Annotated in this window: 13 protein-coding genes; 8 read left to right on the top strand and 5 right to left on the bottom strand. The window is 51.4% G+C overall.

From position 1 onward, the window contains the following. The first annotated feature begins 29 nt into the window (after positions 1-29). Positions 30-575, top strand: a complete 546-nt coding sequence (locus IVG45_RS18360) for a PAS domain-containing protein (RefSeq protein WP_196435225.1) — start codon at positions 30-32, stop codon at positions 573-575. After that, on the top strand, positions 572-2,041 hold the full coding sequence (locus tag IVG45_RS18355) for a methyl-accepting chemotaxis protein (RefSeq protein WP_196435224.1): 1,470 nt from the start codon (positions 572-574) through the stop codon (positions 2,039-2,041). The genes IVG45_RS18360 and IVG45_RS18355 overlap by 4 nt, the downstream gene beginning before the upstream one ends. 44 nt (positions 2,042-2,085) lie before the next feature. Here IVG45_RS18355 and IVG45_RS18350 read toward each other — a convergent pair whose 3' ends face one another. After that, the gene (locus tag IVG45_RS18350; RefSeq protein WP_196435223.1) at positions 2,086-6,102 is read right to left on the bottom strand and encodes a hypothetical protein; all 4,017 of its coding nucleotides are present in this window, start codon (positions 6,100-6,102) and stop codon (positions 2,086-2,088) included. A gap of 152 nt (positions 6,103-6,254) precedes the next feature. Here IVG45_RS18350 and IVG45_RS18345 point away from each other — a divergent pair, with 152 nt between their 5' ends. Together IVG45_RS18345 and IVG45_RS18340 are read left to right on the top strand one after the other, a co-directional pair. Continuing rightward, complete coding sequence (locus IVG45_RS18345; protein ID WP_230874646.1) at positions 6,255-7,241, top strand: phosphate/phosphite/phosphonate ABC transporter substrate-binding protein; 987 nt, start codon at positions 6,255-6,257, stop codon at positions 7,239-7,241. Further along, positions 7,241-10,255 (top strand): EAL domain-containing protein, encoded by a 3,015-nt coding sequence (locus tag IVG45_RS18340; protein WP_196435222.1) that lies wholly within the window; start codon positions 7,241-7,243, stop codon positions 10,253-10,255. Before IVG45_RS18345 ends, IVG45_RS18340 begins: the two co-directional genes overlap by 1 nt. Positions 10,256-10,368: 113 nt before the next feature. On the opposite strand, the gene thiS is transcribed toward IVG45_RS18340, so the two are convergent. Next, on the bottom strand, positions 10,369-11,346 hold the full coding sequence (thiS, locus tag IVG45_RS18335; protein ID WP_196435221.1) for a sulfur carrier protein ThiS: 978 nt from the start codon (positions 11,344-11,346) through the stop codon (positions 10,369-10,371). Between the two features lie 2 nt (positions 11,347-11,348). Continuing rightward, a complete protein-coding gene (aroG, locus tag IVG45_RS18330; RefSeq protein WP_196435220.1) occupies positions 11,349-12,428 on the bottom strand; it encodes a 3-deoxy-7-phosphoheptulonate synthase AroG in 1,080 nt (359 codons plus the stop codon). 107 nt (positions 12,429-12,535) lie between these two features. On the opposite strand from aroG, the gene IVG45_RS18325 reads away from it, so the two are divergent. Further along, positions 12,536-13,330, top strand: coding sequence for an RMD1 family protein (locus IVG45_RS18325; protein ID WP_196435219.1), 795 nt, complete (start codon positions 12,536-12,538; stop codon positions 13,328-13,330). 522 nt (positions 13,331-13,852) lie between these two features. Continuing rightward, on the top strand, positions 13,853-14,233 hold the full coding sequence (locus IVG45_RS18320; RefSeq protein ID WP_196435218.1) for a hypothetical protein: 381 nt from the start codon (positions 13,853-13,855) through the stop codon (positions 14,231-14,233). A 127-nt stretch (positions 14,234-14,360) separates the two neighbouring features. Here IVG45_RS18320 and IVG45_RS18315 read toward each other — a convergent pair whose 3' ends face one another. Continuing rightward, on the bottom strand, positions 14,361-15,446 hold the full coding sequence (locus IVG45_RS18315) for an AI-2E family transporter (RefSeq protein ID WP_196435217.1): 1,086 nt from the start codon (positions 15,444-15,446) through the stop codon (positions 14,361-14,363). A gap of 200 nt (positions 15,447-15,646) precedes the next feature. Then, a complete protein-coding gene (locus IVG45_RS18310; protein ID WP_196435216.1) occupies positions 15,647-16,366 on the bottom strand; it encodes a PEP-CTERM sorting domain-containing protein in 720 nt (239 codons plus the stop codon). A 745-nt stretch (positions 16,367-17,111) separates the two neighbouring features. Here IVG45_RS18310 and moaB point away from each other — a divergent pair. After that, positions 17,112-17,633, top strand: coding sequence for a molybdenum cofactor biosynthesis protein B (gene moaB / locus IVG45_RS18305; protein ID WP_196435215.1), 522 nt, complete (start codon positions 17,112-17,114; stop codon positions 17,631-17,633). Continuing rightward, a complete protein-coding gene (locus IVG45_RS18300) occupies positions 17,633-18,001 on the top strand; it encodes a DUF423 domain-containing protein (RefSeq protein WP_196435214.1) in 369 nt (122 codons plus the stop codon). Before moaB ends, IVG45_RS18300 begins: the two co-directional genes overlap by 1 nt.

Raw genomic sequence — 18,001 nt, 5'->3', positions numbered from 1 at the left:
TAGCCAGAATTTTTAACAAGGTATGGACCATGAAACCCGCTATTACCCCAACCAATACGGAAAAGAAGCTCGCCGATGAGGATTTTATTGTGTCCAAGACCGATCCATCCGGGCGGATTACTTACGCCAACCGCATATTTATGGAAATCGCGGGTTATCCCGAGCATGAATTATTAAACGTACAACATAACATCATTCGGCATCCGGACATGCCGCGCGGCGTTTTTCGCTTCATGTGGAATACGCTGAAAGCGGGCGAGGAATTTTTTGGCTTTGCCAAGAATCTGTGCGCGGATGGAGGTTATTACTGGGTGTTTGCCAACATCACCCCGGATTACGATAGGGAAGGCAAATTACAAGGCTATTATTCCGTGCGCCGCAATCCTCCGCGCTCCGCGCTTGAAGTTCTGACCCCCATTTATCAGGAAATGTTAGCTATTGAAAAAAAAAGCTCTACCAAGGAGGCGCCCGACAAATCACTGGAATATCTTTTCGACGTGGTCAATCAAACCGGGGCCAAATCCTATAACAATCTAGTACTTCAACTCTATAAACCCAACGGAGTGCTAGCATGAGCAAGGTTAGCTCCAACATCCCGTTTTTGAAAACCCGAGTCAATTACGCCGTTGCCGGAATCTTGTTATCCACGCTGGCGTTATTTACCTTTTGCCTTCTTGGACACGGTTTTTCTTGGATAGCATTAGGCCTGTCAGTTCCGCTACCCGCCATTGCGTTTTATATTTGGAAAACCGCCCAGCAAAATCTGGACGTCTTGGCGCGCATGGAAGAAGTCTTGGTCCTGACCAATCGGGGAGAGCTTTACCACCGGATCACCGGCACCCGCGGCTTGGGTGAGGTAGGTAAAGTCGCTTGGGAGTTGAATGAAACCCTGGATATCATGGAGTCCTATTTCAAGGAAATCAACACCTGCTTCAGCCAGGCATCCCAAGGCAATCATGATCGCTATGCCTTGGCGGATGGCTTGCCCGGCCTGTTAAAACAGTCCGCCAAAAACATGAATGCCGCCCTGCGACATATGAATGAAAATGAAAAACTGATGGTAAAGAGACGCTTGTCGGCCGGCTTACATGCACTCAATACCGCCAATTTATCCGGCAATCTGAAAACCAGCCAAAACGATCTGATCAACATCACCGAACAGCTGGAAAAGGTCGAAAACATCACGATGGAGACCGGCAAAAATGCCGATGCCAGTCTCGGCACCGTTGAACAAATCAGCTCTTCGTTGCATAACATCAACGATACCGTGCATTCTGTCTCCGAAGTCATCACCGCGCTGATTAACGACAGCAAGAAAATTACCGAATCGCTATCGATGATTACCGGCATCGCCGATCAAACCAATCTGCTGGCGCTGAACGCCTCAATCGAGGCGGCCCGAGCCGGTGAACATGGCCGAGGATTCGCGGTAGTTGCGGACGAAGTGAAAAACCTGTCCGAGCACACCAAGGATGCCGCCCTTGAGGTTTCCAAAACATTGAAAGCCTTCAACAAACGGGTCGAGCAAATGCACGAGGAAGCCGGCAGTTCCGCCGAGCTATCCCAGGAGGTCATGGGCCAAGTCAGCTCGTTCAGGCAACAGTTCTCCGAACTGTCAAAATCAGCCAAGGCTTCGGTGGGCTATATTTCCTATGCCAAGGACAAATCCTTTGGCTTGCTGACCAAGCTGGACCACATTATTTATAAACAAAACGGTTATATTGCAATCGAGAATCCGGAGACATGTGCCCAACAAAATGCCATCATGGTCGACAACCATAATTGCCGGTTGGGTAAATGGTATTACGAAGGCATTGGCCATCAAAAATTCCGCTCCACCCATGCCTATAGCAATCTCGACCTGCCGCATCAGGAAGTACATATAACCACTCAGCTAGCCTATCAAGCCTCGCGCGGCAACTGGGCCGAAGACGAACACAAACTCGACGAGATCATCAAGCAAATGCGCTTGTCCGAGGAAGCCAGCGGCCAAGTAATGAAATTTATCGACGAAATGGTCGAAGAAAAACACCGGGGCTAGATTCTCGGCCTGGATAGCGCGAGCGCAGTACGGGCCGATTTCGATTATTCGGCAGCTTTTGATTGAGGGAGTTTCTTTTTCCAAATCCCACCGCTGGCAAAGCAATCCCAGCCCCAACGCAACCAATCCAACAGCGATAGCGCCATCCACAACGACCAACCCAGCATCAATAGCCTATATAGCATCACCGGCACCGATACCACTACTGCCGTAGGTAGCTGTGCAACGCTATGATCCTGATACCAATTCAAATTCATGGCGTTGGATTGATTACCGGTAATTTGCATATCCGGCGAGCCCAACAACCCCTGCTGAACGGCTACGAATAAAAACAGAACGGATAGCAGGGTCAATAGGCCCAAACCAACCTGGATCAGATTGAAACCGCCGAGTGTTTCGGTACTATGCCGACCGCGGATACCCAACCCAAAAAACCACGTTACCACCAACATACCGGCAGCTAAGTGAATCTGACTCAACCCGATCAGCAGTAAAAACCATTGCCAGGACTTCAGTGGTGTCAGTGTGGATTGGCCCAATCCCAGCGCCAGCAGCAACAGAACGCTCAATAACCCCCAGATCAACGCGGCCGGACCGAACTTTGGCCCAAGGGTGAATAAAACCCAGCGATCCTCGCCAGAAATCACCCGTATGTGACTATTGACGCTATTGACGTTCAAATTGACTGGCGGTGTCCTCAAAATCAGCGCCGGCTCGCTGACGGTCCGCCAGTTCAGGGCGACTTGCTGCGCACCCGGATGTATCGGTAAGGTCACGGTATCGGCTTTTTGTCGAATCGGCTGCGCGACACCGTCGATGCTGACGCTTTGCAGCTCCGCGTCGGGCGGCAGAATTAAATTATGCTGCCCCCCCTTGGAACTACGGATGCTCAAGGTCAAATCCGCTATCTGGCCGCGCTTGCCGGGCTGAATGTTGAGCTGGCTCTTATCGATAGTCAGCGTCGGCCCCGGCACCGGCTGCGGACGGCTGATAAGTAATTGCACGGTTTCACCGGGCCATGGCCGCCATTCCGGCAACCAAGCCCCTTGCTGGTCCTGATGGTGCACCACGGCAATTCCGGCGCTTTGCAAATGCCAGATCGGGCTGACATCGGCTCGCCATAGTTCGCTCCATTTATCCGAATCGCCGGCGCGCAGCTCCAATTGCTCGCGCTTTTCCAGTAACGACTCCCATTCCAAGCCGTCTTGCCCGGCGGGTATATTCACCAACACTTTGCCGTTTTCGACCCGTATTTGTTCAGAGGTAACCGCTTCCCCCGGCAACAATGGAATTTGTAAAATCACCGGGGTATCGGCATTCGCCAGTCTCACGACCCGAGTGCCGACACGCCAATCCAGTCCCAGATGCAGAGTTCTTTCAACCCGCACAAAAGCCGGCAGCGCACTTTGCTGAAAACGCGGTTCGGCTTGCGCGGTATTCATGCCGATCCGGCTAAATTCCAATTGCTCGGCTGTTTTGCCGTCTTCATATAAACCCTCGACCCGCCAACCCTCGACTTTCACTTCGCTATGTTGCGGAATTAAGGGCAGAGGCAGACTGAATTTAAATTTCCGGTCGTGCCGCCCGGACAGCAAAACCCTATGCACGCCCTTGTCTAAAGCCAACCATAAGCCATCGTCCCGCCTGACAAGAGCATTTGCCATCCGCCCATCGACACCGACCTGCTCCGGCCACCATTGGTCCAACTGAGCCGGTAACGGTATAGCCACGTCCCGTTGAGCATGGACTTGAAGTTCGATCAGCATTTCATTCGAATTGCCGGTTAGCTTCATCGCCGCAATTTCGGCGCAGGCCGGCAAGCATTCCGGCGTTTGTAATAATCGCGTTTTCAACTGTTCCAACATGACCTGATCCGGAATATCGGCCAAACTGTCCGTAGTGGGCATGCTCAAAATTGGCAATAACAACCAGGCGCCGAGTGCCGGTAATGACAAGCGCCACGGCTTTTTCAGCACGCCTATGAGTTTCAAGGCCATCAAGGCCGCCAATAAGGCCTGAACAATATGCAGCACCAGACTCCATGCCGGCGTCAAATACCAAAGCCGGACTTTTTGTTGGCTATCCACGGCACCATTCCATGACAGCCGCACAGTCTGCCACTGCCATTGCGGCAAGCCTGGACCGGTCTGCAGGTTCGCCTCCGGATCGATCCGGTCGAAATTGACGGCGGAACCGGCATCATCTGCAATCGACGAATAGGCTTTGAGCGATCTTTTCGCCATTTGCGGCATCGGCGCCGCCGGCATCTCCATCGCCGCGCCTTCGGCCACTTCGCCAGGTGCAGCCAGACTGGCGGCATAGGGTGCGGGTTCGATCGGTTGCCAGGGCCGTTCCAGCTGCGGATAAATGCCGATTCGGATCTGTTCGATCATGAATGGAATCACGATCAATCCCAAGCCCAGCCAGCACAGATTGCGATACCACTTGACCCCGCGCGAAAAACGGCTTTCCGGCAACACCCGCAGCAGAGCCAGTGCAGCCAGGGTATTTAGCCAGATCCAGCGCGGCGCATCCGCTTCATGCCAGAACAACATCAAGCTGAACAAGGCCAGAAGCCCCCACTGCCAAGACCAAAGCCGGCTAATCGCCAACGCCACGATCAGCACCAGGAACAAGTCCAGCAGCGTCCACAGGGTCAGCCAGCTATTGGGATCGTTATCGACTCCCGTGACGGCCAGCAGGCGCCAACCGGGTGGAATATTCAATTCCGCCTGTACCTGCTGGAACGTTTGCCGCCAACCCACCGCATTCAGTTCTCCTATGCCGGATTGGATCCGGCTATCCGCCTGCAATTGAATAACGCCCCGGCGCACTTCCACGCCATGCTGTTGACCGTTGATTTGGGTAATCAATTGATTTTGCCCATTCAACAACACCTGGCCCAATTCGGTTTCCGCTAACGCATTCAAGCGCCAGTCACGGGTCATTTTGCCGTCGATCCGATCGCTAACGCTGTAGCCGCCACCATCGAAATCCAGCCAAAGTTTGCGCTGCAACCGCAGTTGATTGGGTTCCGGCTCCGGGTCGCCACGCCGGATTAATTTAAACCGCATGGTCTGGCCCTGTTTGATCTGATAGGTCGGCAGGTGCCGCCACTCCGGCGCTAGATTGGTCTGACTGGCGTCGATAGAAGCCAATTTTTCGACCTCCACCAAACGTAAGGCCGGCATGGCTTGAAACACCCATATTTCGGCATCCGGCCAGTTGGCGTCGCTGATAGCCAAATCCAGCTGCTCCAGAGGCCGTGGATGGTGGGCATGGATATCAACGATCCAGCGGCCGGGACGAACTTGCATCAGCAATCGTCCATCGCTTTCGATTCGAGCCGGCAACGGACTGTCCAGCCCGATCGGGATGAAATCCGGCAACAACGCATGCGGCAGGCTAATTTCCCGCGCCTTGCCGGACACATTCAACTCAAGCCTGGTAATTATTTGTAGCGGGTTGTCATCGATCACCTGTCTGAAAACCTGCAAATCCAGGCTGTCGTGTTGATCTTGGTCTTCGTCGCTTTGTTCCGAGCTCAGCCAGAGCGCATCCTGCTCGATGCGGGGATAAGCAATGACTTTGTCATTGACGCTCAGTTGCAACAAACCGGTGTCATCGGCAATTGCCAGGCTTTCCGGCAATCGGTCCCAAAAAAATTCACCGCTGAGCTGATAGTGTCCGGCCGGCATCCATACCGCCGGCTTGCCCTCATGCTCGACGACTAGCGCCGGCTTCTGGTTAATACTGACAAGCTGCGGCCAATGACTGTTATTGCCCGGCAAAGTTATCCAATCCGACTGGTAAAGCGTCCATTCGCCGACAAAACGGCCGTGACCGGCTTGTAATTCCAGCTTCATCGAACCAGGCCAGCTACAGCGTTTTTGCTGAAAATCGCTATAAAAAAAAGGACACGGGAATTGAGTCTGATCGGCCAAAACCCATGGCACCCAGGCTTTCAATACTTCGGGCAGGGTTTGGGTATCGAACGCCACGGCCGGGTTCCCTTGGCAAACAAGCATCAACAAGATCAACAATCCGCGAAAGTAATTCATTTATGCGACTCCGGTTAATGTATTGTTAGCAAGTGTAGCCATAAATGCCGGCTAAAATAGGCGGAAGGCGCAAATCATAATCTCGCCCTTAATCCGATAACGCCGATCAAGATTGCTTTAATCCCGTTTACGTCTTTGCTGGATACCATTAAATGCTGAATTTCCGCCGGACTTTGAGGGCGTTGTGCCTATGTTTACCGCTGGCTGGACCAATGGCCTTAGCCGAGCCGGTGGCCGAGGAACCGGCATCCCCGCGAGTCGGCGATTGGCTACAACATCTGCAAGACCGGTTCGGTACAAAATCGGCCCAGCCCTATCAGCCTGTTTTTAGCCCCAACCCCAAACACCCCATCAGGGAATACATCGTCGGCATTCATCCCTTGCATAATCCCAAACGCTTGTTCGAGATTTATGGACCGCTTGTCGAAACCATCAACAACAAAATTCCCGGTAGCGAGTTCAAACTGGAAGCCTCCCGCAATTACCAGGAGTTCGATAAAAAGCTGTATAGCGGCCATTTCGATTTCGCGCTGCCCAACCCCTATCAAACCATCAATGCCTTGAAACACGGCTATCGGGTGTTTGGTAAAATGGCCGATGACGCGGACTTTCGCGGCATTATCCTGGTGCGCAAGGATAGCGGCATCAACGGCGTGGCCGACCTGAAGGGCAAAGCCGTCTCTTATCCGGCAAAAACCGCGCTGGCGGCCACCATGCTGCCGCAACATTTCCTGCATACCCACGGCATCGATGTCAATCGTGACATTGAAAACCGTTATGTGGGATCACAGGAATCCTCGATCCTCAATGTGTTGATGGGTAATGTGGCGGCGGCGGCGACCTGGCCGGTGCCCTGGAAAACCTTCGCCCTCGAGCACCCGGAACAAGCCGCCGAACTGGAAGTAAAATGGCAAACCGAATCGTTGCTGAATAATGGCTGGGTGGTACGTGAAGACATAGCGGCCGATATAGTCGTTCAAGTTGCCGCCGTGTTGTTTTCGTTACAAGATAGCCCCGCCGGACGGGGCATTTTGAAAGCCGTGCCGGTTTCCCGTTTTGAGCCGGCCGACAATCAAACCTATGCGCCGGTTGAAGAATTCCTGAAAACTTTTAATCAAAACGTGCGTCCTATCGACTGATGGCTAAATTATTCACCTTACCAATACCCGGCTGGTTGAGACGATTCGGCCACGATTCGATCTATCGGCGATTGGCACTCGCCTTTGGCGGCGTTTCGTTGGCGATGATGCTGGGGATGGCCGGGCTGTTGCTGAAACAACAACAAAATTTTCTGGATCAAACCAGTATATCGCGAGCTCAGGCCTTGGCTCACAGTCTGGCGCACAGCAGCAGCTCCTGGGTACTGGCCAATGACCTGGGCGGTTTACAGGAAATACTGCAAGGCCATGCGGAAACCCCGAATCTGCGGCGGGCATTTGTGCTGTCGCCACGCGGCCAGGTACTGGGCTCCAGCATTCCCAGCGAAATAGGCCTGTTCGTAACCGACGACTTGAGTCAACAGTTGCTGAATGGTCAGGTTAAGCCGCGATTATTACTTGCCGACAGAGATTTGATCGATGTTGCCGTACCGATATTAGTCAATCAGCGCCTGGTCGGCTGGGCTCGTATCGAACTGGATCAGGAGGCCACCAAAACCAACTTGCGCAATGTAGCCATGATCAGCCTGCGGTTTATTGTCGTCACCGGGTTGATTATGTTGCTGGCGTCCTTAATGCTGGCCCGAAGCCTGGTCAAACCCTTGCAGACGCTAAAGGGGATTGCATCGGCCATCGAAAGCGGTTCCCGCGCCGAACGCAGTCAATTGATGGGCAACGATGAGATCAGTCAGTTGGGCCGTTCGCTAAACCACATGCTGGATACTATCGTTCAGTCGGAACAACAATTGGATCTGTTAAACAGGGTCTATGCGGCCTGGACCGAGAGTGTAGCCACGATTGTGCGTGAATCCGACGAGCAAAGGCTGTTGACCCGAATCTGCAACATCCTGGTGGAAACCATACATTTACGTCTGGCCTTCGTCGGCCTGGTCGAATCATCGGGCTGGATACGCATTCAAGCTCATAGCGATGGCGAACCGCACTATTTGAGCAAGCTGCAAATTAGTATCGATCCGATGCTGCCGCATGGGCAAGGTGCCTTATCGCGAGCGATCCGCCAACATAAACCTTGCATTTTGAATGACTTCCTCGGTGAACCGGATACGGCGATCTGGCATCAAATTGCCCGCGAATCCGGCATTCATGCCGTGGCCGCCTTTCCCCTGCTGCGCAATCACCGAACCATTGGCGGATTGGTCGTATATTCGGCGGAAACCCATTTTTTCAGCGAAAATATCATTACCCTGCTCGGCGGCCTGGTCAACGACATATCGTATGCGCTGGACAATTTCGATCGCGAGAATCAGCGGAAACAGAGCGAAATCGAGTTGGCACTGGCGGCATCGGTGTTCGAAAACAGCCAGGAAGGCATCATGATTACCGATGCCGACAAGACCATTCTTCGCGTCAATCAGATGTTTAGCACGCTAACCGGCTATGAAGCCGAAGAAGTCATAGGCAAAACTCCGGAACAATTGACTTGTTATCAGCAATCTAGTCTCAATCAAAAAATCTGGGATAGCGTCGCCGCCAATCATTATTGGCAGGGCGAAGTCATTAGCCAGCGCAAGGGCGGCCAAAGCTACCCCGAGTGGCTGACCATTAACCGGGTCGAGGATAAATCCGGCGAGGTCACCCATTATGTCGCCACTTTTACCGACATCACCGAGCGCAAGCTCAACGAAGAACGCATCTATAAACTGGCGTTTTATGACCCGCTAACCGACCTGCCTAATCGCCGACTGTTGATCGAAAGATTGCAGGAAACCTTGCTCGGCAACCAACGTAAGAGGAGTTACGGGGCATTGATGTTTCTGGATCTGGACCGATTCAAAATCCTGAACGATACCCAAGGCCATAATTTAGGTGATCAGTTATTGATCGAAGCCGGCAGACGCATCAGCAACGCGGTGCGCGACGCCGACACCGTAGCCCGGCTTGGTGGTGATGAGTTCGTAATTTTGCTGCAGGAGCTGTCGGAGGATGTCACTACGGCCGCGATTTACGCGCAGAAGATCGGCAACAAGATTCTAAACGAAATGAGCCGAACCTATTTGTTACATCAAGTCAATCCGCAAGGCACATCCTGCGTGGTGGCGCACCATTCCAGCGCCAGCATGGGCGTCGCCTTGTTTCACGGCCCGCATGTCGATAGCGAGGATTTGCTGAAACAGGCAGACATGGCGATGTATCAAGCCAAACAAGCCGGACGAAACACCTTGTGCCTGTTCGATCCGGAGATGCAAGCCGGACTCAATCAGCGCGCCGCCCTGGAAGCGGATATGCGCAACGCCCTGGCGCAAAACCAATTCAAGCTGTTTTATCAAATCCAAGTCGATCACCAGCAGCAAGCCGTGGGTGCCGAAGCTTTATTGCGCTGGGAACACCCGTTGCGAGGCGACATATCGCCGATGGAATTTATCCCCTTGGCCGAAGAAAGCGGCTTGATCGTAGCGTTGGGGGCCTGGGCTCTGATAGAAGCCTGCAACACTTTGCTGAACTGGGCGCAACGACCGGGAATGGGGCATTTGAATCTGGCCGTCAACATCAGCGCCAAACAATTGAATCAAAGTAACTTCGTCGAACAATTGCAAGCCATACTCGACAAAACCGGTGTCAATCCAAGACGGCTCAAGTTGGAAATTACCGAGAGTACGGTGCTGGATAGCGTGGAAAACACCATTCTGATCATGCAACAACTGCAAAGATTGGGGGTGGGGTTTTCGATGGACGATTTCGGCACCGGCTATTCGTCCCTATCTTATTTGCAGCGATTGCCGTTGACTCAGTTGAAAATTGACCAATCATTTGTTCGCGATTTGAACAAGGACAGTAATGATGCAGTGATTATTCGCACTATCCTGGCGTTGGGTATCAGCCTGGAATTACAGGTCATCGCCGAAGGTGTCGAAAACGAGCTGCAGTTAGCCTATTTGCTGAAGAATGGCTGCCAGTTTTTTCAAGGCTATCTGTTTGGCCAGCCCGAGCCACTAGCCAAATTTAACGCCCGCTTCTTGCCACTCCCAAAAACCTAGGCTCCGATCAGGCAACCTATTGCCGTAGGCGCCACCTTTTCGGCGCAATGCGAATAAATTCGCATCCCCTGTTTCATCGTCCCTCCCGTGCCAGGGTACTCAATCGCGGGAATCTACAAAAACAAACCGTCTATCGGCGAAGAAGCCGAGGCAAATCGTTTGCGCGGCATCCGCCCGGCCAGAAAGGCTTCGCGGCCGGCTTCTATGCCTTTTTTCATCGCCGAGGCCATCAGCACCGGATTTTTCGCTGCGGCAATCGCCGTATTCATCAGTACGCCGTCGCATCCCAGCTCCATCGCAATCGCCGCATCGGACGCGGTGCCGACACCGGCATCGACCAGAATCGGCACCTTGGCGTTTTCGACAATGGTCAGAATGTTGTAGGGATTACGGATACCCAGACCCGAACCGATAGGTGCCGCCAAAGGCATCACCGCCACGCAGCCTATCTCTTCCAGGCGTTTGGCGGCAATCGGATCGTCATTGGTATACACCATCACGTCGAAACCGTCCTTGACCAGCAATTCGGCCGCTACATAGGTTTCGGAAACGTCCGGGAACAAAGTCAGCTGATCGGCCAACACTTCCAGCTTGACCAGTTTGTGTCCGCCCAATAGTTCGCGGGCCAGACGGCAGGTTCTGACCGCATCTTCGGCGGTGTAGCAGCCGGCGGTATTCGGCAGTATCGTGTATTTGTCGGGGGAAATCACGTCCAGCAAATTGGGTTCGCCTGGATTCTGGCCGATATTGGTGCGGCGGATCGCTACCGTGACGATTTCGGCGCCACTGGCTTCGGTCGCCAAGCGAGTTTCTTCCAGATCCTTGTATTTGCCGGTACCGACCAACAGGCGCGAACGGTATTGCTTACCGGCCAGCGTGAAATAATCGTCCTGGCCACCGCCGATAGCCTGCACGATTTCCAGGCGGTCGGCCTCATGCAAACGTTGATTGGCGTGCTGGGTATACGGCAATATTTCCTTGTTCAATTCCACGGCTATGCGTTTGCCGGTCAATCCCAAATCGGCAACCACATCGGCCACGGTGCAATTGTCACCATATTCTCGATTATCGCCATTAACCTGAATTTTCATGTTTAACCCTTTCTTCGTATTGCGGCACGGCGTTGTTGCACGGCCACGGCCAATTCGTTCAATAATCCGACACTATCATCCCAGCCCAGGCAGGCGTCGGTGATACTTTGCCCAAAAACCAGAGGCTTGCCTTCTTCCACATCCTGACGACCTTCAACCAGATGGCTTTCCACCATGGTGCCGATGATACGGCTGTCGCCGTTGGCGATTTGTCCGGCCACGTCTTGCGCGACATGCATTTGCTTTTGGTATTTCTTTTGGCAATTAGCATGGCTGAAATCGATCATGATATTGGGACGCAAACCACCGGCCAGTAAGCCTTCCGCCACTTGCTCGACACTGACTTCATCGTAATTGGGGCGGTTGTTGCCGCCGCGCAAAATGATGTGGGCATCTTCATTGCCGCGGGTGGAGAAAATCGCCGAACGGCCTTCCTTGGTCAAGGACAGGAAATGATGCGGACTCATCGCCGCGTTGATCGCGTCGATGGCGATTTTAACGCCGCCATCGGTGGCGTTCTTGAAGCCGACCGGACAGGACAAGCCGGACGCCAGCTCGCGGTGTACTTGGCTTTCCGTGGTGCGCGCACCGATCGCGCCCCAGGAAATCAGGTCGGACACGTATTGCGGAGTAATCAAATCCAGATATTCGGTGGCGGCCGGCACGCCCTGATTATTGACATCCAATAATACCTGCCTCGCCAGTCGCAAGCCTTTGTTGATGTTGAAGCTGGAATTCAGATCGGGATCGTTGATCAAGCCCTTCCAGCCCACGGTAGTACGAGGCTTTTCAAAATAGACCCGCATTACAATGACCAAATCGTCCTGTAACTGATCGATTACACGTTTCAGCCTGCCGGCATACTCGACGGCAGCGTTAGGGTCGTGAATCGAGCACGGACCGATAACCACCAACAGGCGGTCGTCTTCACCGGTCAGAATTTTATGAATCGCTGCCCGTGCCTTCAAAATGGTTTTGGCGGCCGTTTCGGTCATCGGGATTTCATCGTGAACCTGAATCGGCGCCACCACATCCTTGGTTTCACAAATTCTTAAATCATCGGTGTTATAGTTAGTTTGCATGGCACTGGGCAATCAGCTTTTAATGATGGACGAAGTCGGCTATTTTAACCATTTTGCCGCCCCGATGTTACAAACTAATCCTGAATCCAAAATCAGAAAATACCGATATGACAGAGAATAGGACTATTAAACACTGCTTGACGGTGTGTCTGGCGCAATCGTTCCAATTCGTCAAATTGCGGGAAAAACTACTCGACAGCACTCGCGCCCAGGTATTTAGAAATGCATTGATTGTCGACTTTAAAACCGGTTGCTCGGTCGTGTTCTCCTACGGCGTCGTGGTGCATTGGAACATCGACCTCGATGACCGCCGCTCCTTGCAGGATATTTTACTAGACTACGCCATCAAGCCTGATGCCGAGCCGCAGGAAGATAATTTCAGTTACGAGGTGGAATGCGAGCAAGACCGGTTTCAGCACGACCATATCGAATTACAGTCCGGCGACTTCAAAGTATTATTGGCGCTATCCCACGCCATGGCGCAATCGATCAAACTGGCCGCCTTTGAAGGCCACGCCATCGACACTATCCATACCACCAGCCATCTACCGCAAGCACTGGCGCGCGATGGAGTCATCAAGCTCAATCGTAAAACCATGGCCAAGATCCGCGGCCAGCTGTTCTTGACCAAAAGCGACATCATTCTTAACTACGATTTGCTCGATACCCCGGAATTTTTCTGGGAACACCCCGAATATCAAAATATTTATTCGATGGCGGCCAATTATCTGGAAATCCGGCAACGCACCGACGTGCTATCCAAGAAACTGGAAACCATACACGAGTTACTGGAAATGCTGGCCGATGAGCAAAAGCACCAACATTCCTCGGCGCTAGAATGGATCATTATCTGGCTGATCGCGGTAGAAATCGTGATGTCGTTGCTGGACAAGTTGTTTTAAATTTGACTCACATTTCGCTTGACTCGGATCGATATACTGATAAGCGCCCGCATAAGCCTTACAGAGACCAATCATTTTCGTCAACTCAACCCGCTATCTTGGATCGAAATAAAATATTAAAAAGCCCTTCAATTATTACGGAAAAATGACATTTAATTCACGCCAATAACCCTTAGCAATTAAAGGTTGACCAACAAAAATTATCCTGACGGCACCGGACAAAAAATCTCAAAAATATACAGTAAAAAAACAAGCAACACTTAAAGCAAATCATTGAAATATAATGATATTTTGTATATTTTTTAGTTTTAAAGCCGCATTCAAAACCCCTATAACAATGCCCCATAAACCACAAAGTAAATACGTTATTCCGATTTTCGCACCCATCTTTATCTTAGTTTTATCTTGCCTTATATGATACGATTTAACTGCTACAAAATGACAACTAGCTAAAAATGCCGACTCATCAGCGAATAGTATTTATAACTAGTCATACAACACCCTATTAATTGGATTTAACGAATGCAAAAATTTAGAAAAATTTTGGTTTCCTTGGTAATAACCTCTGCAATGCTGCTGTCTTCATCCGCATTTGCGGAAGGTGCGACTGACGCAAAAGTAAGAGCTGCCGGCGAAGGTGCACTTGCCAAAGTTGAAGAAGCGGTAAGCTTGCAAGCAAAAGGCGCGGATAAAGCAGAAGTTAGCGCGGCATTAAGCGATGTCCGCCAACTGCAAAAAGAGTTTCGTTTTGAAGGTACCGAACGCTTGCGCCAAAAAGCCGGCGACAAACTGAGAATCGCGCGCAGTCAGGTTGAAAGTGGCGATGCTGAAGCGGCTGCTACCTTGAAAGAATTGCAAGACATGTATAAAGAAATGATGAAGCTGTACAACGCGGCTCACTAAGAGCTCACGACATACTCGTTCCTCGACCTTATCGGGGGACGACTATGTCACCATGCCCCCCAAATCCGTTCTCTGATACCGAATCCCGAACTCAACGCGTACTACTTATCGGGCTTAGACCAACGACTCAACTTTGCCTGGTGTCGTCGGCTAAAGGCTCCAACGTCTCATGCTCCTTTCGAATCAGCCAATCCAGCATTAGCGCATAGCTGGTCGCCAGCAAGGTTGGACCGATAAATACCCCAATAAAGCCGAAGGCCAGCAGGCCGCCGAAAATGCCGAACATGATCAACACGAACGGCAATTCCACTTCGCGACTTATCAGAATAGGCCGCAGCCAGTTATCGATAGTGCCCACAAGCAATAAAAACCATAGCGCGATAAAAATAGCCCAACCGGTCTCGCCTTCCAGCAATAGCCAGACGGCTATCGGCAGCCAGACTATGGTTCCCGCGGCGGGAATGATCATCAAAAAGAAAGCCACCACACCTAACGCAAACGCATAAGGCACGCCGGCAATCATGAACCCCAATATCGAAACCAACGCCTGCGCCAAGGCCGTGCCCAGTATGCCGTAAACCACGGCGCGCAAACTGGTCCGGACAATATGCAAAATACGCTGAGTCTGCTCTCCCGCCAGGCGTTGCATGCCACTGACCACATGCGCGGCAACTTCCTCGCCATCGCGATATAAAAAAAACAGTACCAGAATACTAAGCCCCATATGCATCAACTCACCTGCCAGATTGATCCCTTGCTTCAATACCCAGCTGCTGGCACTTAAAGCGTATTGCCGGGCTAGATTGATGATACGGCCGGAATCGTCACCGAAATTTTTCCAGGCCTCGGTTGCACTGTCGCCAACTAACGGCAGGTTTTTTAGCCAGTTGGGCGGGGTCCCCGGCCAACTATGCGAGTTGTCACCCAACCATTTCAGCATGCGATTGATGTCGTCGGTAAAAGTGAATGCGGCCGCAACAAACGGTGTCAGCAGCAAGATTCCTATCGGCAAAACCATGCAAGTCGCGGCCCAGTCGCGTGTCAACCCCCAGCCGCGCAATTTCGAATATAACGGCCAGGTAACATAACAAAGTATCGCGGCCCAGAGCAGGTCGAAGATGAAGGGTTGCAGCACCTGATAGCAGGCAAATAAAAGCAAACACAGCGCGGCAAGACTGGCGATTTTTTCGTAACGGGTAATCGACTGAATCATGGCTTTTCCCGAAGAGGCTGTTTGAGTGTGTAAGAGCTAATCTTACGACAGTCTTAGCGTAATCAATATGACGCAGCTAAAAACTGTTTGGGAAGGAGTTGGAAGCTGGTTTGTTTTTACTGGGGGACCCAATATATCGGTGACGGGTGATATGTTGGGTCGGAAGTATCGATCAAATGACCATCAAGAATGGTATTGAGCTATCGGGCGGCAAGACTACTACGCCTGGAAACAACAATACCAGCCAAGGCGGAACCAAACAGCCATATCGCACCAGGGACAGGAACAGGAGCCGCAAAAGAGATGGTTTCAGCGCTCAGATTCATTAGTTTTTTCTCGATGAACGCCAAGTTCAAGCCTGTGTCGGTTTTAACACCTGCCACCAGGATATTCTCAATTTTAACCGTAGCGAAGTCTGCCGAACTCAAAGAAACATGATTTACTGCATTCCAGATTGTAGTCTGAGGATTAAGGTTATCGTCTTCAAAGTAGTCGTCTGCCGAGATTGCAACGTTCAATAAATCGGCAGGTTGAATTGAGGCAGGGGTATCGTTAACGATGAACTGGCCGAGAACACTAACTTTAGTGCTTTTATTGGCATCTTCTATACGCAAATAATCGCCTTGTTCAAATAACTCAAGGCCATTCAAAGCATAACCCGATTTTGCCGAAACAGTGATCAAGGGTGTAGTGGCAGATATTTTGGCCAAACCTTTACTGTCTTTTTCAACGCTAAAAGTGGTTGGCGAAAATTTCAAGGTATCGCCAGCTACCGAGTAACTGCCGAATAAAGGGCTCAAAAAGTCATCATCAAAAGAGAAATTGACCGTTGCCCCTGAAACGGTAACCAGCGCCGCGTTAGCGCCTGAACTGGCAAGGGCAAGACTGGCCGCGGCCAAAAATAAATTCAGTTTTTTCATACGTTAATCTTCCTAATAGGTAAATCCGACAAATCGGGCCGCCAGCCACCTGCTTCAGTCTCTTAACAAATACCCCATCTAGTTCACGACGCTGTCTAAAGAGTCGAAAACAAAACCTGAATAAGCAAAGAAATTAACAGTGCAAGTTGTTGGTGCGTGCCCATCCGCTAGCCGATGCACCGTTGGATGCAGCCAGCAAAGTGGTTAATAGAAACTTGTATATGGGTATATCTAAATCGAATCCTCCTTAAACCGCATGGACAATGAAATAATTGTGTCATCTAACACTAGATGTAAGTGATATGCCTTATACATGAGGCATATTACGCGTTTATGACAGAAAAATAAAAGATTTGAAACAACAATGCGTCAACAATTTCCGGCATTACACGCACCGGCTCAAGATTAACATCCGTGATCTACTTCAAACATTGGACTAATGTGCAATACTCAAATCGAGACGCGTCTCACAACCAGCATACAAAGACACAATTGCGTCATATAAGGCATGACGTTTCAGTGGATTGATCGGCGTGGTTTTTTACGCTTTTATGACCTCACGAAAAACTCAGCTTCGTTGTTATATCGACCGTTGCGCGCAAAACAGGTAAATCACAGGCGCAATGAATGACCACAAAAAAACCGTGTTATCCGACGGCCCCCACCCATAAACGATCAAGAAACATCGCTTGCTTGCTCTTGAGGGGTTACTTAGAATGCTGTTCTGCTTATGCTGGAGAAGCGCTTGAACCAAGAACGAGAATTTATCCCTCTGAATATTGCGATATTGACCGTATCGGATACGCGAACCGAAGCCGATGACATATCCGGCTTAGCCCTGGTTACCGGCCTGACCGAGGCTGGGCATAAGCTTGGCGACAAGAAAATCGTTCCCGACGACATTTATCAAATTCGTGCTATCGTCAGCCAATGGATAGCCGACAGCGAGATTCAGATCATTATCAGCACCGGCGGCACCGGCGTGACCGGCCGCGACGGCACCCCGGAAGCCGTTACTCCGTTGCTGGACAAGCTGTTGGATGGTTTTGGCGAAGTCTTCAGGATGGTCTCCTACCAGGAGATCAAAAGCTCGACCATGCAATCGCGCGCCGTGGCCGGCGTTGCCAACGGCACTTACATTTTCTGCCTACCTGGTTCGTCCGGCGCCTGCCGAACCGCTTGGCAACATTTGATAAAGGATCAGCTTGATTACCGTACCCGGCCATGCAATCTGGTGCAGCTGATACCGCGTTTGCTGGAGAAATAATGCAAGCACGTTTTATGTTTATTGCCGCCTTAGCCGGTTTCTTGGGCGTGACGATGGGGGCTTTCGGCGCTCATGCTTTTAAGCCCATGCTGTCCGAGCATTACATGGACATCTACAAAACAGCGGTAAGCTATCAAATGTGGCATGCCTTGCTGCTCGCATTGATTGCGGTGCTACCGCCACATAAATGGTTGTGTTGGGCCGGATGGTCGCTAGTTGCCGGCATCGTGCTGTTTTCCGGCAGCCTCTATTTGCTAACCCTATTTGATATAGGCTGGCTGGGCATGATCACGCCGCTTGGCGGACTCGCCTTGTTACTGGGATGGGGCTTATTGGCCCTGGTCGCCTTTCAATACCAGAGGAACTGA

This window comes from Methylomonas sp. LL1 (assembly GCF_015711015.1).
In the GTDB taxonomy this organism is placed as follows: Bacteria; Pseudomonadota; Gammaproteobacteria; order Methylococcales; family Methylomonadaceae; genus Methylomonas.
Note: the sequence above shows the minus strand (reverse complement) of the source record. Positions and strands in the feature narration are given on the sequence as shown.

Excerpts from the sequence above, each read along its gene's own strand:
- IVG45_RS18360 (WP_196435225.1), top strand. The coding sequence starts at position 30 with ATGAAACCCGCTATTACCCCAACCAATACGGAAAAGAAGCTCGCCGAT.
- IVG45_RS18355 (WP_196435224.1), top strand. The coding sequence starts at position 572 with ATGAGCAAGGTTAGCTCCAACATCCCGTTTTTGAAAACCCGAGTCAAT.
- IVG45_RS18350 (WP_196435223.1), bottom strand. The coding sequence starts at position 6,102 with ATGAATTACTTTCGCGGATTGTTGATCTTGTTGATGCTTGTTTGCCAA.
- IVG45_RS18345 (WP_230874646.1), top strand. The coding sequence starts at position 6,255 with ATGCTGAATTTCCGCCGGACTTTGAGGGCGTTGTGCCTATGTTTACCG.
- IVG45_RS18340 (WP_196435222.1), top strand. The coding sequence starts at position 7,241 with ATGGCTAAATTATTCACCTTACCAATACCCGGCTGGTTGAGACGATTC.
- thiS (WP_196435221.1), bottom strand. The coding sequence starts at position 11,346 with ATGAAAATTCAGGTTAATGGCGATAATCGAGAATATGGTGACAATTGC.
- aroG (WP_196435220.1), bottom strand. The coding sequence starts at position 12,428 with ATGCAAACTAACTATAACACCGATGATTTAAGAATTTGTGAAACCAAG.
- IVG45_RS18325 (WP_196435219.1), top strand. The coding sequence starts at position 12,536 with ATGACAGAGAATAGGACTATTAAACACTGCTTGACGGTGTGTCTGGCG.
- IVG45_RS18320 (WP_196435218.1), top strand. The coding sequence starts at position 13,853 with ATGCAAAAATTTAGAAAAATTTTGGTTTCCTTGGTAATAACCTCTGCA.
- IVG45_RS18315 (WP_196435217.1), bottom strand. The coding sequence starts at position 15,446 with ATGATTCAGTCGATTACCCGTTACGAAAAAATCGCCAGTCTTGCCGCG.
- IVG45_RS18310 (WP_196435216.1), bottom strand. The coding sequence starts at position 16,366 with ATGAAAAAACTGAATTTATTTTTGGCCGCGGCCAGTCTTGCCCTTGCC.
- IVG45_RS18300 (WP_196435214.1), top strand. The coding sequence starts at position 17,633 with ATGCAAGCACGTTTTATGTTTATTGCCGCCTTAGCCGGTTTCTTGGGC.